The sequence below is a fragment of the Dehalococcoidia bacterium genome, assembly GCA_003597995.1.
In the GTDB taxonomy this organism is placed as follows: Bacteria; Chloroflexota; Dehalococcoidia; order Dehalococcoidales; family UBA1222; genus SURF-27.
Genome location: QZJY01000059.1, coordinates 1 through 24,415 on the forward strand (window position 1 = coordinate 1; position 24,415 = coordinate 24,415).

The 24,415-nt window shown below is 52.7% G+C and carries 24 protein-coding genes and 4 tRNA genes; 20 read left to right on the forward strand and 8 right to left on the reverse strand.

Features of this window, described 5'->3' with window-relative positions:
* Positions 1 to 120: 120 nt before the first annotated feature.
* Complete coding sequence (gene surE / locus C4542_07665; protein ID RJO60871.1) at positions 121 to 900, reverse strand: 5'/3'-nucleotidase SurE; 780 nt, start codon at positions 898 to 900, stop codon at positions 121 to 123.
* Between the two features lie 111 nt (positions 901 to 1,011).
* On the opposite strand from surE, the gene C4542_07670 reads away from it, so the two are divergent.
* Both C4542_07670 and queA read left to right on the forward strand, forming a co-directional pair.
* The gene (locus C4542_07670) at positions 1,012 to 2,625 is read left to right on the forward strand and encodes a methylenetetrahydrofolate reductase (GenBank protein ID RJO60872.1); all 1,614 of its coding nucleotides are present in this window, start codon (positions 1,012 to 1,014) and stop codon (positions 2,623 to 2,625) included.
* Between the two features lie 100 nt (positions 2,626 to 2,725).
* Positions 2,726 to 3,757, forward strand: a complete 1,032-nt coding sequence (queA, locus tag C4542_07675; protein RJO60873.1) for a tRNA preQ1(34) S-adenosylmethionine ribosyltransferase-isomerase QueA — start codon at positions 2,726 to 2,728, stop codon at positions 3,755 to 3,757.
* A gap of 22 nt (positions 3,758 to 3,779) precedes the next feature.
* Here queA and C4542_07680 read toward each other — a convergent pair whose 3' ends face one another.
* The gene (locus C4542_07680) at positions 3,780 to 5,033 is read right to left on the reverse strand and encodes a hypothetical protein (protein ID RJO60874.1); all 1,254 of its coding nucleotides are present in this window, start codon (positions 5,031 to 5,033) and stop codon (positions 3,780 to 3,782) included.
* A 261-nt stretch (positions 5,034 to 5,294) separates the two neighbouring features.
* On the opposite strand from C4542_07680, the gene hpt reads away from it, so the two are divergent.
* Both hpt and ade read left to right on the forward strand, forming a co-directional pair.
* Entirely contained in the window at positions 5,295 to 5,822 is a 528-nt protein-coding gene (hpt, locus tag C4542_07685) for a hypoxanthine phosphoribosyltransferase (protein RJO60875.1), read from the forward strand.
* A gap of 4 nt (positions 5,823 to 5,826) precedes the next feature.
* A complete protein-coding gene (ade, locus tag C4542_07690; GenBank protein RJO60876.1) occupies positions 5,827 to 7,536 on the forward strand; it encodes an adenine deaminase in 1,710 nt (569 codons plus the stop codon).
* Between the two features lie 199 nt (positions 7,537 to 7,735).
* Here ade and C4542_07695 read toward each other — a convergent pair whose 3' ends face one another.
* The 5 genes from C4542_07695 to C4542_07715 are packed head-to-tail and all read right to left on the reverse strand — an operon-like array spanning position 7,736 to position 13,351.
* The gene (locus C4542_07695; protein ID RJO60877.1) at positions 7,736 to 8,443 is read right to left on the reverse strand and encodes a hypothetical protein; all 708 of its coding nucleotides are present in this window, start codon (positions 8,441 to 8,443) and stop codon (positions 7,736 to 7,738) included.
* Positions 8,444 to 8,446: 3 nt separating this feature from the next.
* Positions 8,447 to 9,388, reverse strand: a complete 942-nt coding sequence (locus tag C4542_07700; GenBank protein ID RJO60878.1) for an exosortase/archaeosortase family protein — start codon at positions 9,386 to 9,388, stop codon at positions 8,447 to 8,449.
* Positions 9,385 to 10,221: a CPBP family intramembrane metalloprotease gene (locus tag C4542_07705; GenBank protein ID RJO60879.1), complete on the reverse strand. Its 837-nt coding sequence runs from the start codon at positions 10,219 to 10,221 to the stop codon at positions 9,385 to 9,387. The genes C4542_07700 and C4542_07705 overlap by 4 nt, the downstream gene beginning before the upstream one ends.
* A gap of 3 nt (positions 10,222 to 10,224) precedes the next feature.
* A complete protein-coding gene (locus C4542_07710; protein ID RJO60880.1) occupies positions 10,225 to 10,599 on the reverse strand; it encodes a hypothetical protein in 375 nt (124 codons plus the stop codon).
* On the reverse strand, positions 10,589 to 13,351 hold the full coding sequence (locus C4542_07715; protein ID RJO60881.1) for a hypothetical protein: 2,763 nt from the start codon (positions 13,349 to 13,351) through the stop codon (positions 10,589 to 10,591). Before C4542_07715 ends, C4542_07710 begins: the two co-directional genes overlap by 11 nt.
* Before the next feature lie 779 nt (positions 13,352 to 14,130).
* On the opposite strand from C4542_07715, the gene C4542_07720 reads away from it, so the two are divergent.
* The 16 genes from C4542_07720 (at position 14,131) to C4542_07795 (ending at position 23,508) form a co-directional block, all read left to right on the forward strand.
* Positions 14,131 to 15,039, forward strand: a complete 909-nt coding sequence (locus tag C4542_07720; protein ID RJO60882.1) for a DUF2520 domain-containing protein — start codon at positions 14,131 to 14,133, stop codon at positions 15,037 to 15,039.
* 5 nt (positions 15,040 to 15,044) lie between these two features.
* Positions 15,045 to 15,413, forward strand: coding sequence for an aspartate 1-decarboxylase (locus tag C4542_07725; GenBank protein ID RJO60923.1), 369 nt, complete (start codon positions 15,045 to 15,047; stop codon positions 15,411 to 15,413).
* Positions 15,414 to 15,528: 115 nt separating this feature from the next.
* On the forward strand, positions 15,529 to 16,371 hold the full coding sequence (panB, locus tag C4542_07730) for a 3-methyl-2-oxobutanoate hydroxymethyltransferase (protein RJO60883.1): 843 nt from the start codon (positions 15,529 to 15,531) through the stop codon (positions 16,369 to 16,371).
* Positions 16,368 to 17,201 (forward strand): pantoate--beta-alanine ligase, encoded by an 834-nt coding sequence (locus C4542_07735; GenBank protein RJO60884.1) that lies wholly within the window; start codon positions 16,368 to 16,370, stop codon positions 17,199 to 17,201. The genes panB and C4542_07735 overlap by 4 nt, the downstream gene beginning before the upstream one ends.
* A gap of 65 nt (positions 17,202 to 17,266) precedes the next feature.
* A tRNA-Phe gene (locus C4542_07740) sits at positions 17,267 to 17,343 on the forward strand.
* A 34-nt stretch (positions 17,344 to 17,377) separates the two neighbouring features.
* Positions 17,378 to 17,466: transfer RNA gene (locus tag C4542_07745), tRNA-Leu, on the forward strand.
* 16 nt (positions 17,467 to 17,482) lie between these two features.
* A tRNA-Gln gene (locus tag C4542_07750) sits at positions 17,483 to 17,556 on the forward strand.
* A 10-nt stretch (positions 17,557 to 17,566) separates the two neighbouring features.
* A tRNA-Asn gene (locus C4542_07755) sits at positions 17,567 to 17,641 on the forward strand.
* Positions 17,642 to 17,660: 19 nt separating this feature from the next.
* Entirely contained in the window at positions 17,661 to 17,924 is a 264-nt protein-coding gene (locus C4542_07760) for a GIY-YIG nuclease family protein (protein ID RJO60924.1), read from the forward strand.
* An 80-nt stretch (positions 17,925 to 18,004) separates the two neighbouring features.
* Positions 18,005 to 19,045 carry a DUF1464 domain-containing protein gene (locus C4542_07765; protein ID RJO60885.1) on the forward strand — a complete coding sequence of 347 codons (1,041 nt, stop codon included), beginning with the start codon at positions 18,005 to 18,007 and terminating at the stop codon, positions 19,043 to 19,045.
* The gene (locus tag C4542_07770; GenBank protein ID RJO60886.1) at positions 19,042 to 20,076 is read left to right on the forward strand and encodes a radical SAM protein; all 1,035 of its coding nucleotides are present in this window, start codon (positions 19,042 to 19,044) and stop codon (positions 20,074 to 20,076) included. Before C4542_07765 ends, C4542_07770 begins: the two co-directional genes overlap by 4 nt.
* A gap of 128 nt (positions 20,077 to 20,204) precedes the next feature.
* Positions 20,205 to 20,954, forward strand: coding sequence for an ABC transporter ATP-binding protein (locus C4542_07775; GenBank protein RJO60887.1), 750 nt, complete (start codon positions 20,205 to 20,207; stop codon positions 20,952 to 20,954).
* The gene (locus tag C4542_07780) at positions 20,947 to 21,678 is read left to right on the forward strand and encodes an ABC transporter permease (protein ID RJO60888.1); all 732 of its coding nucleotides are present in this window, start codon (positions 20,947 to 20,949) and stop codon (positions 21,676 to 21,678) included. Before C4542_07775 ends, C4542_07780 begins: the two co-directional genes overlap by 8 nt.
* Positions 21,679 to 21,745: 67 nt before the next feature.
* Positions 21,746 to 22,639: a YeeE/YedE family protein gene (locus tag C4542_07785; GenBank protein RJO60889.1), complete on the forward strand. Its 894-nt coding sequence runs from the start codon at positions 21,746 to 21,748 to the stop codon at positions 22,637 to 22,639.
* A gap of 39 nt (positions 22,640 to 22,678) precedes the next feature.
* On the forward strand, positions 22,679 to 22,948 hold the full coding sequence (locus C4542_07790) for a hypothetical protein (protein RJO60890.1): 270 nt from the start codon (positions 22,679 to 22,681) through the stop codon (positions 22,946 to 22,948).
* 86 nt (positions 22,949 to 23,034) lie between these two features.
* Positions 23,035 to 23,508, forward strand: coding sequence for a rhodanese-like domain-containing protein (locus C4542_07795; protein ID RJO60891.1), 474 nt, complete (start codon positions 23,035 to 23,037; stop codon positions 23,506 to 23,508).
* Between the two features lie 80 nt (positions 23,509 to 23,588).
* On the opposite strand, the gene C4542_07800 is transcribed toward C4542_07795, so the two are convergent.
* Entirely contained in the window at positions 23,589 to 24,056 is a 468-nt protein-coding gene (locus C4542_07800) for a zinc ribbon domain-containing protein (protein ID RJO60892.1), read from the reverse strand.
* Positions 24,057 to 24,415: the final 359 nt, after the last annotated feature.

Below are 24,415 nucleotides of genomic sequence, written 5' to 3' on the forward strand. Positions count from 1 at the left end.
CAGTTCCATGCCTCATATTATATCCCTAAGAAAAAGATGCAGGGAGAACTTCATCCCTCGACCTTACGGTCGGGGAATTAAGTATGGAAAGTTAAATTAGGTTCGTCCGCTCAATGCAGGCTAAAGGGTATTGCTCTTCAATTCGCACAACAGCTCTTTACAGAATCCAGCACCCATATCCGGTGCCGGCCTGCGGAAGAAGGTGGTGTGCAGCGGCGTGATAGAGATATAGCCGTGCTCGACAGCCCAGATATCACTGCTGTCTGGCGATTGATGCTCCAGTTTGCGTCTCACCAGCCAGAAATAGTCGCGCCTTCCGTCATTGCCTTCTTCCACGCTGTCGATATGGGTTTTATGCGTCGGCTGAGTCATAACGATGCCCTTGATTTTGGGAAGCGGCACGTCCGGCAGATTTACATTGAGGAAAATGTCGCGCGGGAGAGTTCCACTTTTAATGTACCCGACCAGCAGCCGTACCAAATTTGCGGCTGTTTCCAGGTTTTCCGTATCAGAGTGTCCCACTGAAACAGCAATGGCCGGCAGGTTGCGCAGGTATCCCTGCAAGGCGGCTCCTACTGTGCCGGAGATAAGCACATCGTCACCCAGATTCTGACCGCTGTTGATGCCAGAAACCACAACTTCAGCCGTGGTAGCCAGTTTCTCAAGCGCCAGTATCACGCTGTCGCTGGGCGTACCTTCTACGCCATATGTGTTGACGTCCGGTACAATTGCAGCGACCTTACGCACTCTGAGCGGTTGGCGCAGCGTAACGCTGGTGCCGGTGGCGCTCTGCTCGCGGTCTGGGGCAACAACCACGATACTATCGATTTTCTTAAGTTCGGTGGCAAGAGTCCACAGGCCAGGGGCAAAAATTCCGTCGTCATTGCTGATAAGAATCATAGCATGTGAAGGATACCATATCGACAGATCAGGCTCAAAACAAGGAGAACCGTATTTGTTTGAAACTCGAAAACCCATTGTGCTATTATATGGCACTTGGTTGCCATAAAGATGGATATAAAAGCCAGTAATACCGCATCTGATCATAACAAATTCAAGAGTGCCCTTTTAAACAAGGACACGTTTTGTATTACATGGGAGCAGGTACCCGGGCGGGGCGCTTCCGAGAAAGAACGCGAAACCATACTGCAAAATTCCGAGCTGGCGGCACGCGGAGGGCGCATTCATGCCATCAGCGTAACTGACAGCCCTGGAGGCAGTCCGACCTTTTCAAGCGGCACGCTTGGAATTGAGATACGCAAGCTGGGTATCGAATCCCTGGTCCACCTGGCCATGCGCGATAAAAACCGCAACGAAATTGAAAGCCTTTTGTACGGCCTGGCCGCCGTAAATGTGCGTAATCTGCTGGTGATATCCGGGGATTACCCCGCCAGAGACGGGTTCGAAGGGCGCGCTCACCCGGTATTCGACCTCGACCCCACCCATGTCATGCAACTGATTGACAGGATGAATCACGGGCTCAAGTATGAGAGCATGGGCAAGACGATTACGCTGGCGCCGACGGACTTTTTCGGCGGCATAGCTGTTTCTCCCTTTAAACAACTGGAATCTGAATTGATGTGCCAGTACTATAAGCTGGACAAAAAAATCCGAGGTGGCGCCGGTTTCGTCATAAGCCAAGTAGGTTATGATGCCCGCAAGGCTCAGGAACTTATTCTGTGGCTTAAGGAAAAAGGGTATGAGATTCCGGCGCTGGCAAACATATATGCGCTCAGCTATCCCGCGGCCAAACTCATGAATGAGAATAAAATACCCGGCTGCGTGGTAACTGATAAGCTGCTGGCCCAACTGGAAGAGGAGAGAAAAGCGCCCGACAAAGGCAAATCCGCCCGTCTGCTGCGCGCCGCCAAAATGTACGCTATCGCCAGAGGCCTGGGATACAAAGGCGCCCATTTCGGCGGACACGGCATGACCTACGACATGATGGAATACATCCTGCAAAAAGGCGAGGAGCTTTATCCGAAGTGGCCTGAACTTGTAGCGGAGTTCGATTATCCCCAGCCCGATGGCTTCTACCTGTATGAGAAAGATACAAAGACCGGATTGAACACAGACAAGGCATCGAAAAGGCCGTTCAAGGGTAGGAAAACATTGCTTACAGGGTTCTCCCGCGCCCTGCATGAGATTTTCTTTAACCCGCAGCACCCGCTTTTTAAACCTTCGCAGAAGGTATTTCAAACTATAGATAGCTCAAACTGGATGCGCAAGACCTTCGAATTTCTGGAACATCAGGGCAAGGGAGTCTTTTTCGAGTGCCTGCGCTGCGGCGATTGTTCTTTGTTCGACACAGGGTATCTTTGCACCACGTCCCAGTGCCCGAAAGGCGAACGCCTGGGGCCTTGCGGCGGCAGCTTCCAGGGCTGGTGCGAGGTTTACCCGGGCAAACGCCAATGTGTGTGGGTAAGGTCTTATACCCGGCTGAAAGCCTACCGCGATGAGGATAAACTGTGCACCTTCGTTATCCCGCCGCGTGACTGGGAGCTATGGCAAACTTCCTCATGGATAAATTTCTATATGGGGCGCGACCACACCGCCAAGAGACTGGGCGTCAATCCTCCCATAAAAAAAGCCAAAAAAGCGCGCCCTGACACCAATTCCGCCTGACTCAAGCCAGTATCCCGCTTCCGTTGATTCTCTAATCTTTTGTAGAATCCCCCTTCGATTGCTGACCTGACCTTCTGCATGATACTCTACACCTATCGCCATGAAAACGAGTGACTTCGATTATCATTTACCACTTGAGCTTATCGCTCAGACTCCGGTTGAACCACGGGACAGCTCACGTCTGTTAGTGCTTAACAGGTCTGATGGCTCAATGTTGCATCGCAAGTTTCAACAAATAACCGACTTCTTAAAAAGCGGCGACGTCCTTGTCATGAACAACAGCCGTGTCATTCCGGCCCGCCTGCTCGGCAGGAAAGCTGACACAGGGGCAGCCGTGGAGATACTCCTCCTCAGGCGTTCGGCTCTTTCCTTCGCCTGGGAGGCGCTGGTCAAACCGGGCAAGCGGCTGCCAGTGGGCACTGTCATCAATCTCGGAGAGGGTAGAGAGCCATCAGTCAAAGCGGAAATCCAGGCTGTGTTGCCCGACGGCCTCAGGGAGGTCAGCTTCTCCGATGAGCGCTTGCTTCCCGAACTCGGGCATATTCCCTTGCCGCCTTATATCCATACCCCCCTTAGCGATTCTGAGCGCTACCAAACGGTTTACGCCAGAGAGTCCGGCAGTGCGGCGGCGCCGACAGCAGGTCTGCACTTCACCCCGCAACTCCTCGCGGAGTTAAAGCAGAAGGGCATCGAGTGCCTGGAAACGACGCTTCACATTGGCCTGGACACCTTCCGCCTGGTGCAGACGGAAGACCCCACCCAGCATCATATCCACCGCGAGTACGGCATCGTCTCCGCTGAGGTGGCCGCCCGTGTTTCAAAAGCCAAAGCTGAGGGCAGGCGTGTCATATGCGTGGGGACGACATCGGTGCGCATTCTTGAGTATGTCGCCCGGAAGAGTACAAAAAATACCCTGGACTCATTTGAGGGGTGGGTGGACCTGCTCATCCTGCCCGGCTATCGCTTCCGCATCACCGACGCCATGCTTACCAACTTCCACCTGCCGCGCTCGACACTGCTCATGCTGGTGAGCGCCTTCGCCGGCGCGGAACAAATCAAGAAAGCCTATGACGAAGCCATCGAGGGAAAATACCGTTTTTATAGCTTCGGCGATGCTATGCTTATCCTTTAATCTATTCCCACTAGGCCGTGTTTTATTTGCACTGGCTCATGGTTATACCGATGAAAACGAAAAAGGCTACGAAAACGAGCCCCGCCACTATCAGGAGCACCAGGCGCGTTGATTGCATGGGCTGGGCGCCAGACTCTTTCGCGATTTGACTGAGGGCTTCGGCGGAAGGGATTTCCTCGGGCGCGAGGATGCCGTCCTTGGTCCACTTGCGGTAGAGACGCCTTAGCCTCCACTGCCCGCTGACGAAATCCTTGAGCGGCTGGAGGGTCATGGACATCCAGACCGTGATTTTGGGCCACAACGGCTCTCCGGAGGCCTCGGGCGTTGTGGAGGGGACGACGTGCATGGTCGGCAGCAGAGGATGTGCCGGCTTGGGCTCAGGTTTGGATTCTAAATATGGTGACGATTTGACAGACGGTTCCGCTACCTCTTCGTTTACCAGTTTGCTGATGTCCTCGCGGCTGGGCATTGGAGGAGGGGTGGCCGTTTCGGTTACCTTAGGGGTTGCCAGCTCGGTGATGTCTTCACGGCTGGGGGCGGCACGGCGCACGGGTATCTCACACTCTGGAGGAGGCGGAGCAGCCTGGGGCTGTTCTGCTTCGGTGCCACCTTCTAGTAGAGTAATTCTTTGGCCGCAGCGCAGGCAGAACTGAGAACCGGGCGGGAGCTTCTGACCGCAGGCGGCGCAGAAGGATACCTCCACAACGGGCGGTTCCTCGCTTACAGGTTGCGGGACGTCTTTGAGGGCAGTGGCAGGCGGAACCGTTGACGTTTCATGGCGCGGAGGAACTGTTTCTTCACTGGCAGGCGGCGGCTCTTCATGCCGGACAGGCTTTTCTATCACAGTCTGCGGGATTTCCTCCGGTGTTTCAGACGGCGGTTTACTGGCCGTTTCTATCACTGGTGGCGTGATTTCCCGCTGGAGCCGTTCGCGATTCTCCCTCTCCCATCTCATGTACGGCGTTTCTTCGATGTCCGTCTTGGAGACTTCCGAGCGAGCGCTGGCGAGAGTAGGTTGCTCCGGTTCGCAGCTGACGGGTGGTGCTTCCTCGACCACATGGAGCGGGGTTTCCTCGCGCACAGGCGCGGCAGGAGGCTCCTCCGGTTTTGGCGCGACACCGGATTCTGCATTTGGGGCTGGCGCGATATCTTCATCCTTTTGAAGGGGTAATTCTGCTTGGGGTTCAACCATGCGTTGCTCGCAGTAAGGGCAGATAATGAGTTCTTCAGGGGTTAATTTGATGTATATCTTATGCCCGCATTTAGGACATTCCATAACAGACCTCCAAGCGAGTAACTACATTCGTTGCGATTATAACACAGGCCATTTTGTAATGAAAACCATCCGCAAGATTAGTCTCTTAGTGCCCGGAAGCACAGGGTTTGGCTGGAGAAATATACGCACCATGGAGGCCACTACAGGAATAATAAATATTCTTCTCCCCTTTTGCGGGGGAGTTAAGAGTGAGGGGTAAAGTCATTGAATCTCAACTGAGGCAGGTATGGACTGCCTGTGGTTTTCAGGCTATAATCACGCATGATGACAGAATTGCAGGTTCTACTAACGCAACCTGAGATTGCTTCCGCCGTCAGGCGTCTGGCCGGTGAAATCAGCAGCGACTACCGCGATAAAAATCCTCTTGTTCTCGGTGTTCTCAAAGGCTCCTTCATTTTTTTGGCCGACCTGGTGCGCCTGCTCGATTTCCCACTCGAGGTGGATTTCGTCACACTTTCAAGCTATAAAGAGCAAACCGAGAGCTGTGGCGATGTTAGCATGGACAGGTGCTTTGCTGCCGATATCAAAGACCGGCACGTGCTGGTGGTGGAAGACATCGTGGATACCGGCCTTACTCTGCATTTTTTGCTGGACCACGTGCACGCGGAGTCGCCTGCCTCGCTCCGCCTGTGCGCCCTGCTGAATAAACCTTTGCGGCGTAAGATTCCCGTCAGCATAGACTATCTGGGATTTACCATTCCCGATAAGTTCGTCGTCGGCTACGGCACGGACTGCGCCGAAAAATACCGCAATCTTCCCGATATCCGCTGTATTGAAAATGGAGATTGATACGTTGAAGCGAACATTGGAACTTATCGAGGTGGCGCGAGGACTCAAACCCGCTGACCTTATACTTTCCAACGCCCGCATCGTCAACGTTTTCAACGGCGAAATTGAAAAGGGAAACGTAGCCATCTATGGCAGTCAAATCGCCGGCATCGGAGATTATCATCTTGCGCGGGAAATTATCGATATAAAGGGACAATATCTTGTTCCCGGCCTCATCAACGGACATACGCACGTCGAAAGCTCGATGCTGGATATCGGGCAGTACGCCAGCGCAGTCATCCCGCATGGCACTCTGGGCGTCGTCACCGACCTGCACGAGATAGCCAATGTAAGCGGAATCAAAGGCATCGATTACATTTTGAGCGCTTCTCGCCATCTCCCTTTCGAGTTTTTCGTGATGGCACCTTCGTGCGTGCCAGCAACCCACCTTGAGACTTCGGGAGCTGGCATCGATGGCAAGGCATTGAGACATCTGCTGAGGCGCAAAGAGGTCATCGGCCTCGGCGAGATGATGAACTACTCGGGCGTCCTCTCCGGCGATACAAACGTTCTGGATAAGATTGAGGCTTCACGAGGCAAGCCTGCCGACGGTCATGCCCCCGGTCTAAGTGGTCGCGACCTCAACGCCTATATCGCCTCCGGAATCTCATCCGACCATGAATGCGTAACGCTTGAAGAGGCATGTGAAAAGCTGGCTCGCGGTATGTACGTCATGATACGCGAGGGTTCGTCCGAAAAGAACCTGGAAGCCCTTCTGCCGATGGTTACCGACTTGACGTATAAACGCTGCCTGTTCGTAGTGGACGACCGTAGTTGCACAGATCTTTTACGCGACGGCGATATAGACGCGGTAGTGCGTAAGGCCATCCGGCTTGGTCTAGAGCCTGTAAGGGCTATTCAACTGGCAACCATTAACACAGCCGAGCGCTTCGGGCTGAAACGTATTGGCGCCGTAGCGCCGGGTTACCTTTCTAATCTAATTGTCACGACGGATTTGAATCGTTTGGATGCTCGTCTAGTCTTTCATCGAGGGAGACTGGTCGCTCACGACGGTCAGTTTTTATATAAGCCGAAGGCAAACAGCAAACGAAATCTCGAAAATACGGTCATGGTCAAGCCTTTCGGCCCAGAAGCACTACGTTTTACTTCTCCAGGTGAGGCCTTCCCCGTTATCGAAGTCATTCCTGGCCAGATAATCACGCGCAAGCTAAAACTAAAGGTAAGGCGCGACCAAAACGGATTCATTATCTCCGACGTGGAACGGGATGCCCTCAAGCTGGTGGTCGTGGAACGGCATAAGGCCAGCGGCAACATTGGCAGGGGATTAGTCAAAGGTTTCGGCCTTAAGCGCGGCGCGCTGGCGTCCTCTGTGGCTCACGACTCGCACAATATCGTGGCTGTAGGGACAAATGATATAGACATACTGACCGCCATTCGGGAAGTCATCGCCATGCAGGGGGGCCTGGCAGTAACTGGGGACGGACGCATCCTGGCGAGCTTGCCTCTGTCCGTGTCTGGTTTGATGTCGGATAGACCTCTAGCGGAAGTAGTTAAGAATTTCGCCTGCCTGGAGGAAGCCGCTAAAGAGCTTGGTTGCGGATTAGCCGCTCCCTTCGACGCGCTCTCGTTTCTGGCCTTGCCGGTGATACCGCAGCTGCGGCTGACCGACATGGGGCTGGTGGATGTAAATGCTTTTAAAATAATCCAGACGTAAAGAGAAAACTTACCCCTCACCTTTTCCCGAATACCCCGACCATTGTGGTCGAGGGATGTAGTTCGCCGCGAAGCGGACCGAACGAAGTTCGTATCTGTTAATACCCCGATCGTAAGGTCGTGGGAAGTTTATTCCCGAGAACACTTCTCTCAGATATCAGGGTTGCCGCAGGACCCTTGTTACTCGCCAAACAGCTACATTACTGAGTCGCAACGATGATAATCATCACAACCTTGGTGTAGACTATGCCCATGAAGATAAATAGCAGAATCCAATTGGCAGTAGAAAGCTTGATTCTTAGCTTTCCCAGAAAAGCATAGGTTTTACCACCGACCACAGGTTGCATTAACTCAAAGAAGATAAGTATGGCGATAAGAACTATGGCGACAAGGATACCAACATTGAGTCCCATATCCGCGCCAAAGGTAGTCTGGTAATAGGTCATGCTGATCATCGAACTCATTATCGATGTAGAAAATGAGGCAAAACTAATAAAGCTCGACCAGATCTGCGGAGGATACGGCGGTGTGGAGATCTCCATTCGGTCATTCCCGAGTTCCGACTGGGTCTTAACCAAGAAGTTCAGTTGCTGGCCTGTATCGAGAGGATTCCTGTAGGCGTACTGGTAGGTCTTGCTGGCCCCGGGGGATAAAATGGTCTCCTGGTCTTGCAGAATCGAGCCGTTAATAAAAAACTGGTAGCTGACCGGCAAAGCGCGTGAGGATGGGTTGTTCAATTTAAAAGTGACTACTACCGGTTCTCCCTGTCTGGGTACTTGCGGCATGACTGCCATAGATATCGGGGAAGACGTATCTCTTACTGACAACCAGAAGCTGCCAAGAAAAACTATGGTCAACCATACCATAATTAGCTTAAATGTTGCGCCTTTGGCAACGCTTTGTTCCATAGCTCATTCCCCTACTGCCGGCAGACCTGAAAGTTGTCGGTTGTCCCACGGCCTTTGCGGTCGCTTCACCTGCCGCAGGTAAACATAAGCAAATATGATAAACCATATCGGGAAAAAGATATATATTGTCCAGGAATGGGCTGTCTGCAGGGCATTCCATCCAAAATAATAGCCAACCAACAGCAGAAACACCATCCTGAAGAAACTCTGAAACCAGGTGCCGACCAAACCAGAAAGAAAAATCCAGACGGCCTTCCGCGGTGGCAGGGGCATGTCCAGCATCATCAGAGTGAACAAGGCCAGGAAAACTCCCATGGTAGCCGGCCCGGCACAGGCAGCGGTAATGGCTACCGATATAGTTCCGCCGCCGCTAGTAACAAAGTTTACCCATTGCCCTTGGTTTTGAAACGAGTACCCCAGCGCGGTCAGCAGACCTATCACGGGTGTAATAGCCGCGCGGGAATAGGCTTCTTCAAAAAACCGCTCGATAACCAACGGGGCGGAAACAGCTAGTCCGTAGATGACAAGGCAGATGGCAGGGAATCGGCTTCCCTTACCGAAAATGATGGTGAAAAGGCCCAGCGATGCCAGCAGAACCTGGAACACCAGGAAATCGCGTGAAAATGGTACCAGAATTGCCGTTGCCAGCATAACCAGACCCAGCAAGGCATATGCCGGGTTTGTTCCGAGGTTCATCTGTGCCCAGACCACTTTCCTTTTCAGCCACAGGAATAGCAGGCATAAGGCCAGTATTCCCCATGGTGAGGCATGGAACTGTCCGAATATCCAGTCGGGAGAGAGCATCACAGGCAGGCTGCGCCAGAATTCGCGGAAGAAGATGGCAGAGAGCAATAGAGCCAGAGCCAAAAACCCTAGCAGTTTGGTGGTTGCACGATTGCTGAGCCATGCTCGTGAATTTTTTATAATGGTTGCCATCATTTTCATTTCCCAAATAGATATGGCATAACTGCGACCAGCAGCACATTGCCGACGGCATGGGCCATAATCGGTGCTAGCAGACTTTTTGTTTTCAAATACAGGCCACCCAGAAAGAGCGCGGCAATGAATACAAAACCCAGTTCAGCAATTGAGCGCCATGTCAGATGCATCACGGTAAAAAGGAATGAGGCGCCGAACAGCCCCCAGCGCCATCCAAAGGCCTTGACAAGGTCTTGCTGAATCAGGCCGCGGAATAAAAGCTCCTCGCCCAAACCTACAAACAGGAGCATATACGCAAAATCCCGCAGGAAATACTGTAACTCAAATGTGGGGAAGGCTGCAGCCGGTCGGAGCACGAAATATTCGGCTACCCCCAGCGGAATACCAATAAATGTGCCTATCAGTATGTATTTCAGCACTTTTTGCTTGCTGATATTGAAAATTTGCTTCAGGTTCAGCTTGTGGCTGTAAACGTACCACAGGCAAAGCACCAGGATGCAGGAATAAACCGCCGGGAGGAGATACTGTTGATTGATGAAGAACCACGGCAGGGAAGATGTGAACAGGATATACAGCGGGATGAGGGCCAGCGACTCAGCGCAGCTGGCTATATTCTCGTCAAAACGTAGAGCGGAGAGCACGAAATAGATGACCATCGCCAGAACAAGCGCAATAACGATGCCATAGGCTACGTTCTGATAGGTGAATACGTATTCGCAGACAGCTATGGTAACTGCAATAGCCACAATGAACCAGGCCTGCCAGCGTCTGCTCCTCGCCGAGCCATCGGGGTGCGCCCGGATGGTCCCCTGTGTAACTTCTGATGCGATTCTGTCCATGATTTACCTTAGATAATAGGTGCCCTGTTCGAATGGCGCGCCCTCGCCATCCTTGCTAATCTTGACCTGCATCTCTCCATTCGTCAGGTCGCTTGCAGGGATCTGGTGAATATAGGTAAAAAGCCCCCCGGAAACTATCTGGCAGCTCTCTTGATAAGGCTTGCCATCCACGTTGATATAGATATTGTATCTGGCATCCTCGCTGGCGTGGTTGGTGATATCAAATTGCAGAATCCACCCATTTGCCGTTTCAATCAGGCTCTCACGGGATATCTCGGAGTATTTCGGCGCACTTCCCATCAGTGGCCAGATGAAAACGCGTGCCAGGAGCACTCCCAGTACCACCAGTGAAATAGCGAGGAAAATTCTAAACTTCAACAAGAGCCAGCCTCTTCTTTTTCATCCAGTAGTAAATGGCAGAGCAAAGCCCGGCCACAGCGATAGCAGCAAATATAGTGGAGAATTCGGGTATGGCGTCCGCCTGGACGGTGAAACTGTGGTCGGCCAGGGCATTTGCCCAATTCGCATCGTAGGTATCCGGAGCTATGTTGCCTATATAGCTCACCACCGCATGCCATGTGCCCGCATCGGACGTGCCCATGTAAGTAGTAAAGAGAATTTGGGCGTCGAGATTGGAGCCATCAACCCCATCCACTACTAGTTTTTTATGGGCATCGTCAAAGCCACCACCGCCCCCATCGGCATCGTAGAACGTAACATGATATAGCGCACCCGAGGTAAGGTTGACCGAACGCATATAACCTGTGGTTTCCGGGCTGCCGAAAATATCATCCGGCACAGTCCGTTCAGCGTCGTTATAGGACAACCAGTTTAGCTGCCCTACCGCAAAATCGCTGAATGCCGTCAGTCCTGTCGTCTGAATTGTCGTAGATGTCCGCGTGCCCACGGTCGGATATGTCCAGCCGCCGGTATATTTTCCCACGATAAAGAGGCCGGTGCTGGCTCCGCCGTCTACTTCACCGGAAACAAAGGTAAACGTCGCAGTGTAGTTATCAAATGCAAGGCTGCCGTCTTGCGTCATAGTCCAATATGCATTAACGCTCGCGCTCGAATCAATGGCGGAGGTAGCGATATTGCCATGTTCTCCGTTGGCCGAGTTGACGGTCAGGTTTCCCGCGACGCTGACGTTGCCGAAGGCTACGGTCACTGGGTTATAGTAACTGGCTGTGCCCACCTCAAAGGTTCTGGACGTAGCACCCGTCGCCACGTTCTTCTGCAGGTTGCCGTTGACATAGCTGCTGCTGCCGCCGGAAACGCTGCCGGTTGAAGCGATTGAAAGGGTATTGGCCCCGGTGGTGACTATGCCGCTGGTCAGGGTCAGTGTGTAGTTTATGGTTTTGGAGCCGCCCAGGGTGATGCCGGAAGCGTTGTTGATGATGACGCCGCCTGTGCCGGTGAACGTTGACGGGAACTCTGAGTTGGTAGTTTGAGCGGCACTTCCCTTGTATTGCAATGTAGCTGCTGCGCCGTAGGAGAGCGTGCCGGTTACGGTAGTTGTGGCCGTACTTTCTATTGAAAGAATGCCGTTGACGGTAGTTGTGCCGGCTGGAAATGTTTTTGCGTTAGAGCCGGAGAGAGTAAGGTTGCTATAAGTTGTTGCTATCACTGTCTGAGTGCCGGCGCCACTGTAATTGACTGTATTACCGGCCACGGTTGCGGTCAGAGTTGTGATTGTAGGTACGGTGGGAGTAGTGCTGATGTTAAGCGTGCTCGTGGAGGTGGCATTATTAAAACTGGTAATTGTACTCGAACCGGAGTGGTTAACTATACCACCGGCATTGTTGGTGATGCCGGTAATTGCTCCCGAATCAGTGATGTTGATTGTGCCTGTGTTGGTAAAATTGGCAAGAGCGGTGGTAGTTGTGCCCGCGGCAGAGCGGTTAATGATGCCCGCATTAGTAAGGGTGGTAATTGCACAAGAACCAGCGCCAGCGCCGCTGAGGTTAAGTATACCAGTTCCACTGTTTGTTAATGTACCTGCTCCGGTCAGAGCTGTGCTAACTGACAGGGTGCCGTTGTTGGTATAAGTGCCTGTTACTGCGACATTAGCAATTGAAGTAGTAGTAGACCCGCTTATTACCTTGGTCGCGCCGGAAAATGTATGGGTACCTGCGTTGGCAGTGAAGGTAGTGGCGTTATTCGTAAGGTTGCCGGCCAGGTCTATGCTTGCTATTCCGGTTTCGTTCCAGACCCCTCCGGAATTGAGTGTAACGTCTCCGGTAAAAGTTTTGGTCCCTTTATTGGCAAGCGTCAGTGTACCGGTAACTGATGTGGTTCCTGTAACGCTGAGGGTATAACCCTTACCCGCACCGGTGGCGAAAGTAGTTCCACTTCCAACATCAAGATTGCCGCTGACAGTCAATGCCGCTTTAGTCGTCGCGGTTGCCGTCCCGCTCAGTGTAAAGTTGCCACCTATGGATGTGATAGCGTTTCCCATAGTCTTGGCACCGCTGCCGAAGAGAGTAAGGCTGTTGGGATAAGCCGCATTTAAAAGAGTTTGTGCGGTGCCACTATAGTTAATGTCACCGGCTGTAAGAGTGACTGAGCCGCCCTTAATGGCAAGGCTGCCAGAGATAAAGAGTGTTCCTGCACTTTTATTTACTGTGACACTACGGAATGTGTTGGCACCGGCGACCGTCTGGTCGCCGGTGCCGTTGAAAGTGATAATCCCTCTGTTGGTGGTAGTCCACGTGCCGCTAAAGCTCCAGTTGCCGCCGACGTTGATGGCGGAGCCCTTGCCTGAGGGGGTGATTGTTCCGGCACCGCTGACATCGCCACTAACGGTCAGTGCGATGTTGTTGGTTATTGTAAGGGTACCGGTTACAGTTATACTGGCGCAAGCTGAGGCCACGTTGACTGTGATAGGGGAGCCCACTGCAATTGTGACTATATCACCGGCAACGGGGATTTGCGCAGGACTCCAGCTTGTGGTTGCATTCCAGTTGCCTCCTGCTCCGGTGCTGGTTATGGTCGCTCCGCGGACCGGCGCCGGCATAAGCACCAGCCCTGCCAGGCCAATGCTCAGCGCCAATAAAAACGAGAGCGCCAGCCTTGCCGCCAGTGAAACCGGCAAGACAAAACAATTTATCTTTAGCCGCATACGCGCCATACTTTATTTTTCATCCCCCACCTCATTCTACAATCAAGAGGTGTTCAGTGTGATTGCTCACACAAGAAATAATTCTAAAATTTTATAAACGCTTCAGTATAGCACCTACTGAACCAGCCTGGTTTCCAAAACACTACCTTTGCCGCCAGCGTGGCAGATAAAATTGTTAGTATTGCTTTGGAGATTTACAATCATTTCAATTCGAAGCATTTTAGTGGTTTGCCAGGGCGTTGTAAGTGACCACCATCACTATTTATCAGGTTTCTCGTCATGCAGCTCGTGCAAATGCGCAAAACATCCCTCCCGGGTGTAATACTTACCTATTCTATTGTTTTCTATATTATCGTGAAATCATTTACCATATATAACTATAAAGGGACACAGAAATGCATAAGGTGTCTAAATATACCGAATGAGCCAAAGCGGCTATGGCTTTGGCTCATTGTTGCATTGACTCCAATATTTTTAGTACACATTAGATATTTTTAGTATATATTAAGTACATAACGTTAGTCAAATAAATAAGAACAGATGACCTACTTCAAGCACGGCATGTCTCCAGATTACAATAACCCTCAGAAACAAACGGAGATCGCGCTTCACTAATCGAATAAACAAAACACCACCTTGACAAACAGCGGCTGGGCAAATAGAATTAATCTGCAGGCGACCGTGGAGACACGGCGTCGAGCTTTTTAGGTAATCGGACAATTTAGTCGCTTGGATCGCAAGACCGAGACGGCAGGTAATGGAGCTATTCGACCTCCGCCGCTTTCTCGGTGGAGGTTTTTGTTTTGAACAGGGATTTGCCCCGTCTGGGTTTTATCGGCGCCGGAACGGTAGCCACTGCCTTGGCGTGTGCTCTGCACGGCAAGGGCTATCCTGTGATGGCAGTTGCCAGCCGCAGCTTTTCATCGGCGCAAAGGGTAGCGAAACTTATCCCTGATTGCCGGCCATGCCCGTATAAACAGCAGGTCATCGATTGCTCGGACATAATTTTTATCACCACTCCGGACGACGTTATCGCGCGGGTGGCTGGAGAGCTCAGGTGGCAGGCGGGCAAGAGCGCCGTGCATTGCAGCGGGGCGGATTCAAGCGGAATTCTAAGCAAAGCCAAATCCGATGGCGCACAGACCGGCGTTTTCCATCCTTTGCAAACGTTCGCGGGAGCGCAGCGCACAGCAGAAGCTCTGTATGGTATCACCTTTTCCCTTGAGGCCGAAGAGCCGTTGCTGACACAACTTAAGCAGATGGCGGAAGCACTCGGAGGGCGATGGTTCGTCCTTATACCTGATGCCAGGGTACTCTATCATGCTTCTGCTGTTATGGTAAGTAACTATCTGGTCACGCTGGTGAAACTGGCTACGGAGCTGTGGCCCGATTTTGGCGTAACGCGCGAAGAGGCAACCAGGGCGCTGCTTCCGCTTATTAAAGGCACAGTCAATAATATAGAAACTCTCGGCTTGCCGGGCTGCCTCACTGGGCCTATTTCAAGGGGCGATACGGGGACGCTCAAAAAGCATTTACAAGCACTGAGCAAGAGACACAACGTCATCACATCCGCCTATTGTGAGCTTGGATTACAGACCGTACCTGTAGCCCTGAAAAAGGGCAGGATAGACGCATCGAAGGCTCAGGAGATCGTCTCTATTCTGTCTAACTCGGCAAGCGAAAGGAGCAAAACATGAGAACCATGCTGAAGAGTAAGATTCACCGGGCGCGCGTGACGGGCGTGCATCTGGATTATGAGGGCAGTATAGCCATCGACCGCGAGTTGCTGGCCGAGGCCGACATACTGCCTCACGAGCAGGTGCATATCCTCAACCTCAATAACGGGCAGCGCTTTACCACCTATGCCATCGAAGGGGAAAAAGGGCAGGTGGACCTCAGAGGAGCGGCGGCAAGACTGGCGCAGAAGGGCGATATCGTCATCATATTGACTTATTGCCAGATGCAGGATGAAGAAGCCCGCAGCTACGAGCCAAGAGTGGTCTATGCCGATGAGCAGAATCGTATCAAGGATAAAGTCCGGCAACTGTTTTCAATGGAGGTTGACGAGTAGGTGTAGGGGCACGGCATGCCGTGCCCGTTCGAAGTCCGTCTCCTCTCCCCTCAAGGGAGAGGAGACAAGGTGAGGGTGAGAGTTGGGATGTTGTAATTCGGATGGAGGAAATCCCATGCGCGTGAATATTAACCAGATAAAAGAAATGAAGCAGAATGGTGAGAAAATCGCCATGCTCACCGCATACGACTATGCCACTGCAAAGATAGTAGATGAGGCCGGCGTGCCGCTCATCCTGGTGGGCGATAGCCTGGGGATGGTGGTGCTAGGCTATGATTCTACCATCCCGGTGACTATGGACGTCATGATTCATCACACTAAAGCGGTATCTCGCGCTGTGAAAAACGCTATCGTCATCGGCGACATGCCCTTCATGAGCTATCAGGTGAGCATTGAAAAGACTCTGGAAAACGCAGCCCGATTCATGCAAGAGGGTGGTGCGCAGGCAGTCAAGCTTGAGGGCGGTGTGAGCGTGGCCGCGACAGTAAAACGTATCGTGGACTGCGGCATTCCGGTCATGGGACACATCGGCCTCACTCCCCAGTCCATCCATCAGCTTGGCGGTTTCAAAGCGCAGGGAAAGACTCTGGAAACCGCCGACCGTTTAATTAAAGATGCGCTGGCGCTGGAGGAGGCGGGAGCTTTTGCCGTTGTCCTGGAAACAATGCCGGCGGAGTTGTCGCGACTCATCAGCCGCAAGCTGAGCATACCGACTATAGGCATCGGTGCCGGAGCGGGCTGCGACGGGCAGGTGCAGGTTATCAGCGATATGCTGGGTCTGTTCACCGATTTTGTGCCCAAACACGCCAAACAGTACGCTCATATTGCCGACATTATGTCGAGCGCTGTGTCGCAATACGCCCAGGAAGTGAAAACAGGCGTTTTCCCAACCGACAAGGAAAGCATCTCGATGGACGAGACCGTTCTGGCGAAACTCGAAAGACGGAATAGCGAATGAAAGTAATACGAAATGTCGCCGGGATGAAGGCGATTCGTAAAACGTTGGCCGAGCCTGTTGGCTTCGTGCCGACTATGGGCTTTCTGCATGCAGGACACATCTCTCTGGCGAGCCAGTCAAAGAAAGATAACGCTTCCACTATTGTCAGCATCTTCGTCAATCCCACCCAGTTCGGGCCCAAAGAGGATTTCGATAAATATCCCAGGGACGAACAGCGCGACCTCGCCATGCTGGAAAAAGCGGGGGTGGATATTACTTTCCTGCCCTCAGCACACGAGATGTATCCGAGTGGTTTCAATGCATGGGTGGAGGTTGAAGGCATCACGACGAGGCTGGAAGGAGCTGTACGCCCGGGGCATTTCAAGGGAGTGGCAACAGTATGCAACAAACTCTTCAACATCGTCCAGCCCTCGAAGGCTTATTTCGGGCAGAAAGATGCCCAACAGGTGCTGGTCATCAAAAAGATGGTGTCCGACCTGAATATGAATCTAGAGATTGTGGTCATGCCGACTCTGCGCGAGGCCGACGGCCTGGCCATGAGCAGCCGCAACTCCTACCTCAAACCAGACGAGCGAAAAGCGGCGACGGTGCTCTACCGCGCCCTGCTCAAGGCTAAAGAAATGAGGCGGGCGGGCGAGCACAATGCGGAGAGTCTCCGCGAAGCGATGACTGAGCTCATACAGGCTGAACCTCTGGCTAAAATCGACTACGTCTCAATCGCCGACGCCGCCACCTTGCAGGAGCTTGAACATCTACACTCGCAGACGCTGGTTTCGCTGGCGGTCAGAGTCGGCGAGGTTCGTCTGATAGATAACGTTTTGCTACCTTGAGCCATCCCGTGGCATGTCCTCGATGTTGACACTCAAGACTACTAAAAGATACAATATCAAGTCGTGCCGAGGTAGCTCAGCTAGGTAGAGCAGCGGACTGAAAATCCGCGTGTCCCCAGTTCGATCCTGGGCCTCGGCACCACTAGTCGCACATTGAAAACTTGACAGGCTTTCGAGCCGGAGTGGCGGAATAGGCAGACGCGACAGTCTCAAAAACTGTTGAGGGGCAACTCTCATGTCGGTTCGACCCCGACCTTCGGCACCATGAAACGCCGGTACGGTGCCGAGTTGTGTAGTGGTAGCACGAAGGACTTTGAATCCTTTTGCCCAGGTTCGAATCCTGGCTCGGCAGCCAGATTTTATACTCCCCGATAGCTCAACGGTAGAGCGGGCGGCTGTTAACCGCTAGGTTCTAGGTTCGAATCCTAGTCGGGGAGCCAATTTTTAAAGGCTCAAATGATGGAGACACAGCAATACTTTGTCTATGTCTTGCGAAACCCTCAAGGCAGACTATACATCGGTTTTACTACCGACCTCCAAAGACGCTTGCAACAACATCAAAATGGCGAAACAGGCTGGACGAAAAGATACCGTCCTTGGGAATTAGTGTACCATGAAGTATATTCCAACCGCTCAGAAGCCATAAAACGAGAAAGAAGCCTGAAGCAAGGAAAGCGGAACCAAGAGTTACGACAATTCTTAAAACCAACCTTGGAATGGTAGAGCGGGTCCTTCGGCTGAAGGATTAACCGCTAGGTTCTAGGTTCGAATCCTAGTCGGGGAGCCAGTTTTTCTAGAGGTGAATCTTGAAAGTTCTCGGTATTGACCCAGGCACCACTTCATTTGACCTCTGTCTATTAGAGGACAGGGAAGTCAAATACGAGGAAAGCCTGCCCTCAGTTGCTGTGGCGCAGTGGCCTGAGGAAATAGCCCAAAAATGCCTCGACCTCAAGCCGGATGTCCTGGTAGCCCCCTCCGGCTACGGCCTCCCCAACCGGCGATTGGGCCAGCTCAGCCGGCAGGAATTGTTTGAAACCACCCTCGTCCGCGAAGGAGAAAGCATTCCTGTTCTGGAGGGCATGAAAAAGCTTTTTGCTATCCTCAAGGAGGCCGGCACCGATGCCATTTTCCTCCCTGGAGTTATTCAGTTGCCTACTGTCCCCAGGTGGCGCAAATTCAACAAGATAGATATGGGCACCGCCGATAAAATGTGTATCGGAGCCCTTTCGGTGGAGATGACTGCCTCCGCGAAGGGCGGGTATTCCCATGTCAACCACATCGTGGTCGAGCTTGGCGGGGGTTACAATTGCGTTATGACTATCAAAGAGGGAAAGATTGTCAACGGCATAGGCGGTACTCTCTTCCCCGGGCCAGGTTACAGAAATGCCGGGGCGATGGATGGTGAAGTCGCCTACTTGTTAGGAGCCTTTGAAAAAGGGCTGCTTTTCGAAGGCGGCGCTGGCTATCTGGCCGGCATTGAGAATCTGGATATCGCCGCCTTTAACAGCGAGAAATATCCCGACGCCTTCAACAGTTTCATCGAAGGCATCCTCCTGGCCGTGTGTAGCCAGCGCTCCCTGCTGCCAAGTCTGGAGGTATACATATCCGGGCAATTGAGCAAGTATCCAAATATATATAACCCCATCATGAAACGCCTTGAAGAGTTGGGTTATGTGGTAAAACCATTGCCGTTGCTTTCCCAGGGTAGCAAGGCAGCGGCACAGGGATACGCCGTCGTAGGCAACGGGCTGTCCGGGGGCGTATATAAACCACTGGTCAGACATATGATGATAGATAAGGCATCAGGCTCTGTGCTGGATTACATTTATTGGAAATTGCCATGAACAATCCGGTATACATAGACTGGGCAATCGCCCGCAAATGTAACCTTAGTTGCCAGTACTGCGTCGGCATGGAAGAATCCGAGCTATCGCGCGAGCAAGCGGTCAAGGTAGCCCGGGATATTATCGAGTTGAAGCCCCGCTGGGTTATCCTCGAAGGCGGCGAGCCGTTGCTGCGCGGCGATATCTACGATATAGGTGCCATGTTCAAAAAGAATAGTATCGAAGTTTATGTCATAACCAACGGCAATGCTTTCACATCGGAAAAGCTGAGCAAGCTGGCATCTTTTGCGCCAAAAGTCCTTTTCAGTATTGACGGTGCGACTGCCGGCACTCACGAGGCCATTAAAAGGGGCTCTAAATTCGATACCGCTCTGAAATGGGCCAGGGAGTGTGCCTCGCTGGGCATCTTTCAGGGAATCACTGCCGTGCTCTCCAGGCAAAACCGCGCGGAAGTCAAGGGCTTCATCGACCTCACTGAAAAACTGGGGGGGAGCGAAATTATATTCTTGCCGCTCAAGCCTTTTGGCGATGACGCATCGAGCTTGGAGTATTATCGACAGCATGCTTTATCGCCGCAGGAACAAGAGGAAACCATCAACGAGATATATAGCTATCCAACCGGTATCAATATTTTCTATGACGAGCCTTTTTTGTGGAATATTTCGTATAAACATGACCTCCGTCTAAGCCAGACCGACGGCGGAGTCACCATCCCCGATGTCGCCGGCTGTGCCTCTGCCTGCTCTCTCTATATCCAGACCATGGGCGATGTCAGGCCATGCATGTTCTCGCCGCGCGAGTTTTCTTTTGGCAATGCCGCCAGAGAGCCTCTAAAACAAATATGGCAGAGGATGCAGGCGAGCCAGCTACTTACCGCCTGGTCTGACCAGAAAACGAGAAGCGGTGCTTGCGGGCGGTGTCAGAAGTTTGAAAGTTGCCACGGATGCCTGGCGCGCACGGTCAGCATCACCGGAGATAGACACGGCAGCGACCCTGCCTGTCCCCTGGCCTGTTCTCCAGCCTGCCGTTGATTAATCCGGTTCCCGCATGAAGTCCGGCACAAGCTGACTGATTATAGAAAGCAGGTTAATAAAATAGTCCGTTTTCTATATTTTATGCCCCTTGACTGGCTGCCTTTGATAATCTATTCTTTGGTTTAATGGATACGACTCTCGCCCCTGCCATTGATATCAATAGCGTTTCTTTCAACTACGGCAAGCTCAAAGCCCTGGACAACCTGTCCTTGCACATATCAAAGGGCATCAGTTTCGGCCTGCTCGGCCCCAATGGAGCCGGAAAAACCACCCTCATCCGCCTGCTGGCCGGGCTTTTGACGCCTCAATCCGGCAGCGTCAGGATAATGGACAAAACACCTTCGCGCCGGACGGCGCTTTTGACTGGCTACATGCCGCAGCTTCACTCGCTTTATAACGAGCTTTCCATACAGCAGAATGTAGGTTTCTTTGCCTCTATCTACGGCCTGAAAGGGAAACAAAAGCAGGGCCGTATTGAGGAGGTTATCCGGCTGGTGGAACTGTGGGACAGGCGCAGAGACTCCGTGCAGAACCTGAGCGGCGGCATGAGGCAGCGCGTCAGCCTGGCCTGCGCCATTGTGCACAATCCTCCCTTGCTGTTGTTGGATGAACCGACTGTCGGCCTCGACCCGGAGCTGCGAGTAACCTTCTGGGACTACTTCGCCAGGCTTACGCAGCAGGGCACTACCCTGATAATATCCAGCCACACTATGGACGATGCCGCTCATTGTGACCGTCTGGCTTTTATCAGGCAGGGGCGTGTCATCGCCAGCGGCACGCCGGATGAGCTGCGCAAAGACACAGGGGCTCCTGACGCCACTCTGGAAGATGCGTTCCTCTATTACATCCGCCACGGAGAATTCCCCCATGCCTAGATTTGCCTTTCCTATTGCCGGGCGCATCATTCTGCAACTCGGACGCGACCACCGTACAATGGCGCTGATAGTTTTAGCCCCCATTCTGGTCATGACGCTTATCGGCCTCAGTTTTCCGGACAAAAGCCAGTTCAATTACATAGCACCCGCTCTGCTGGCGACCATCGCGCTGTTTTTCAGTTTCCTCATTACCGGAGTGACTTTCCTGCGCGAGCGCTCGCAGGGCACTCTCGAGCGTTTGATGGCCTCGCCGGTGTCGCGGCTGGATGTGGTGCTGGGCTACCTGTTCGGATTGTTCGTTTTCGCTTTGCTGCAAACGCTGATAATATTCTTCTTTACCATCTATGTTTTAAACGTCACCTATCGCGGCGACCTATGGCAGATATTGGTTTTCCAGCTTGTTGTCATCATGGGTTCGGTCAACCTGGGGATATTCACCTCCACTTTCGCGCGTAACGAGTTTCAGGTCATCCAGTTCATACCCATAATCATTCTGCCGCAGGTATTCCTGGGGGGCATCCTGTGGCCGGTGGAACAGATGCCGAAATACCTGCAATATCTTTCAGACATCCTTCCGCTCACCTATGCGGTAAAAGGGCTGCGCGACATCATGCTCAGCGGTAAGGGTTTGTTGGATGTGGGAGTTGATCTGGGAGTGCTTGTCGGTTTCACTATTTTAACCTCCATTCTAGCTGCTACTACACTCAGGAGAGGAGCAAACTAGCTCCCTTTTCGCAAAGTGAAAAACAAAGACTAAAGAGATGTCCTGATTCCTCGACTGGAGGCCGTTTTTGCGCAGATGGTGGCTTAACTGGAAGCTGTGGACTGGCTTCCTCGCTTTGGCGGGAGCTATCGCTGTATTCTTTTCACTTAATTCAGACACGCCGCGTCTGGCACTTTTCTGGGTTTTTGGCCTGGCCTTCGGATTTATCGTTCAGCGCAGCCGTTTTTGTTTCGTTTCCGCCATCAGCAACTTCTTCCTGTTCAAAGACGTCAGGCTTCTAAAGGGCATACTGGGCGGGCTTTTCGTTGCCACTATCGGCTTTAGCATTATCATGTACCGCCAGGTATCCGACCCGTCCTCGGGCATTCCGGCCACCGCCTATGTCGCCCCCTTCGGCTGGCATCTGGTTCTGGCGGGGCTGCTTTTCGGTCTGGGTATGATGCTGGCCGGTGGCTGTATCATGGGTACGCTTTATCGCATCGGCGAAGGCGCGGTGACCTCGCTAGTAGCTCTGCTGGGCATCATTATCGGCATGGGTGTGCTGCAACACAACTGGTCATGGTGGTGGAACAGCTACATCTCGCACCTTCCTAATGTCTGGCTGCCGGCTCATATCGGCTGGATACCTGCCGTGCTTCTGACACTGGCGGCCATCGGCCTGCTTTACTGGCTGGTATCCTCCAGAAAGAATCCTGATGCTGATGCTGTTGCTGATGATTCCAAAACGAGTGCGGAGTCGGTGCCTCTCAAATCCCGTCTCTCAGGAGTGGGCAAAGGCATTTTTGTCCATCGCTGGCCGATGGCTCTCAGTGGAGTCATACTCGGCGTTGTAAATATCCTGCTTTATCAGACGGCAGAGCGCCCCTGGGGGCTTACCGGCGAGGTGATGCGCTGGACGCAGAACGCGCTGGACGTGGTGCGCCTGCCCGCGCCTCCCCTTGCCACCGTGCCGGGTACCTGAGTGGTCTCCGCCGCGCCGGGTCAGTTGACCTGGGGATTGATGCTCAACGGAGGGCTTATTCTCGGCGCGCTCGTGGCCGCCATGTTGTCCGGTGATTTCAACCTGCGCTGGCCGCGCCAGAAGGCCGTCTATCCGCGCGTCTTAATAGGCGGACTGCTCATGGGTTACGGCGCCGGGCTGGCCTCCGGCTGCACCGTGGGAGGCTTTTTCTCCGCCGTGCCGTCACTGGGCCTAAATGGAGTCGTATTCGGAGCCTCCATACTTTTCGGCGCTATCATCGGTTTGCAGGCGATTAAGAGGATAGGTTAAATCCTGTAAGGGTATGCGGCTCGCTCCCATTTCTCAAACATTACGTAGTTTGTGTATAATATATTATCACTAGCAAGGAGAAACATATGAAACGTTTACTGTTGGTTTCGGCGGTTATTATCATGGCTTTCGCCGCAGCGTGCGGAGGCGGCTCTTCAGGCACCACTGCGCCTTCGACCACTGCCTCATCGACAGCAATGCTGGGAACTCCGGTGGCAGTCGAAGGCGGCGGCACATACTGGAGTATCACACCGGCGCAGCTTCATTCCATGAGTCCGAACGATTTATTCATAGTGGATGCCGATACCGCCTACATGGGCGAGATAGCCAACACCTCCCTCTTTATCAACTCTGACACCGTAAGCCAGAATCTGGATAAATTTCCATCCGACAAGGCGACCAAAATCGTCGTTTATTGCGCCGCGGGAGTAAAGAGCAAGGTTGTGGCTGCAACGCTGGTAACAGCAGGCTACACGCGCGTCATGCAGCTTGAGGGCGGCATTATAGCCTGGCAGTTGCAGGGGTATCCCGCCACCAACAAGACCAGGACGATGACCTAGGCCGCCGCCCCGACTAACTTAAATAATAGAGGCCGTGAGTTTTGGCTCGCGGCCTCTTTGTTTATTTACGTTATGTCAGTCTAATACTGCGCGTACCACTGGGAACCGCGCATGATGCTGTTGATGAACGGCCATAGCCAGAAGACAGGCCAGACAAAGTAGGAGATGTAATACATCCCGGAGGTGACATACAGGGCGGAAACCAGGATCGACAGCAACAGGCAGATGAAGAACTTGGCGCGGTCTCTCTTGAAGGTATACAGCCAGCTCCAGTAGCCGAAAAAGAATGCCAGGATGATTGCCGTGGATTTGCTCTTGCTGCCGTATCGCTGTTGGGCCTGCATCATATTGTTATATGGCATGGGCTGAGGCGGAGGCGCGTAATTTGGATAAGGAGCCTGCGGAGGCGGAGCGTAACCGCCGTAGGGCGCTTGCTGGGGCGGAGGAGCATATACCGGGGGCGCCATCGGTTGAGCGGCTGCGCCGCAGCGCGGGCAGAAGCGTGTCCCGTCCTGGTACTGTGTGCCGCAATTGCTGCAAAAAGCCATATTCCCTCCTTTTAGCTATTGGGGAGGATTATACATTATGGCAGGCACTAAATGAAAGAGGGCATTTACGGATAGGAGGAGATACGGTATTTGCTTACTTAAAAAAGCTGGTGTTAACGTTATGACCATTAAAGACTTGGGCAGATGGAAAAGCTTGGAGATGGTGCAGAGGTATACTAGGTCGGTAAAGTTTCGGGATAGCCTGAAGTTTTATAAAGCTACTTTGTCATGACATTGAAGTTAAAATATAATCAATTGTTAGCACAAATAATGCAGAAAACAAGCGGACAGCGTGTTATAATAAGCCGGGTTTTGAAATAGGAGTTAGCTGTGCCCTTATGGTGATTTACTCAGCCGAA

What these genes read in the sequence shown, in the direction of transcription:
- surE (RJO60871.1), bottom strand. Translation starts at nt 900, where the DNA reads ATGATTCTTATCAGCAATGACGACGGAATTTTTGCCCCTGGCCTGTGG.
- C4542_07670 (RJO60872.1), top strand. Translation starts at nt 1,012, where the DNA reads ATGGATATAAAAGCCAGTAATACCGCATCTGATCATAACAAATTCAAG.
- queA (RJO60873.1), top strand. Translation starts at nt 2,726, where the DNA reads ATGAAAACGAGTGACTTCGATTATCATTTACCACTTGAGCTTATCGCT.
- C4542_07680 (RJO60874.1), bottom strand. Translation starts at nt 5,033, where the DNA reads ATGGAATGTCCTAAATGCGGGCATAAGATATACATCAAATTAACCCCT.
- hpt (RJO60875.1), top strand. Translation starts at nt 5,295, where the DNA reads ATGATGACAGAATTGCAGGTTCTACTAACGCAACCTGAGATTGCTTCC.
- C4542_07695 (RJO60877.1), bottom strand. Translation starts at nt 8,443, where the DNA reads ATGGAACAAAGCGTTGCCAAAGGCGCAACATTTAAGCTAATTATGGTA.
- C4542_07700 (RJO60878.1), bottom strand. Translation starts at nt 9,388, where the DNA reads ATGAAAATGATGGCAACCATTATAAAAAATTCACGAGCATGGCTCAGC.
- C4542_07705 (RJO60879.1), bottom strand. Translation starts at nt 10,221, where the DNA reads ATGGACAGAATCGCATCAGAAGTTACACAGGGGACCATCCGGGCGCAC.
- C4542_07715 (RJO60881.1), bottom strand. Translation starts at nt 13,351, where the DNA reads ATGGCGCGTATGCGGCTAAAGATAAATTGTTTTGTCTTGCCGGTTTCA.
- C4542_07725 (RJO60923.1), top strand. Translation starts at nt 15,045, where the DNA reads ATGCTGAAGAGTAAGATTCACCGGGCGCGCGTGACGGGCGTGCATCTG.
- panB (RJO60883.1), top strand. Translation starts at nt 15,529, where the DNA reads ATGCGCGTGAATATTAACCAGATAAAAGAAATGAAGCAGAATGGTGAG.
- C4542_07735 (RJO60884.1), top strand. Translation starts at nt 16,368, where the DNA reads ATGAAAGTAATACGAAATGTCGCCGGGATGAAGGCGATTCGTAAAACG.
- C4542_07760 (RJO60924.1), top strand. Translation starts at nt 17,661, where the DNA reads ATGGAGACACAGCAATACTTTGTCTATGTCTTGCGAAACCCTCAAGGC.
- C4542_07770 (RJO60886.1), top strand. Translation starts at nt 19,042, where the DNA reads ATGAACAATCCGGTATACATAGACTGGGCAATCGCCCGCAAATGTAAC.
- C4542_07775 (RJO60887.1), top strand. Translation starts at nt 20,205, where the DNA reads ATGGATACGACTCTCGCCCCTGCCATTGATATCAATAGCGTTTCTTTC.
- C4542_07780 (RJO60888.1), top strand. Translation starts at nt 20,947, where the DNA reads ATGCCTAGATTTGCCTTTCCTATTGCCGGGCGCATCATTCTGCAACTC.
- C4542_07790 (RJO60890.1), top strand. Translation starts at nt 22,679, where the DNA reads ATGCTCAACGGAGGGCTTATTCTCGGCGCGCTCGTGGCCGCCATGTTG.
- C4542_07795 (RJO60891.1), top strand. Translation starts at nt 23,035, where the DNA reads ATGAAACGTTTACTGTTGGTTTCGGCGGTTATTATCATGGCTTTCGCC.
- C4542_07800 (RJO60892.1), bottom strand. Translation starts at nt 24,056, where the DNA reads ATGGCTTTTTGCAGCAATTGCGGCACACAGTACCAGGACGGGACACGC.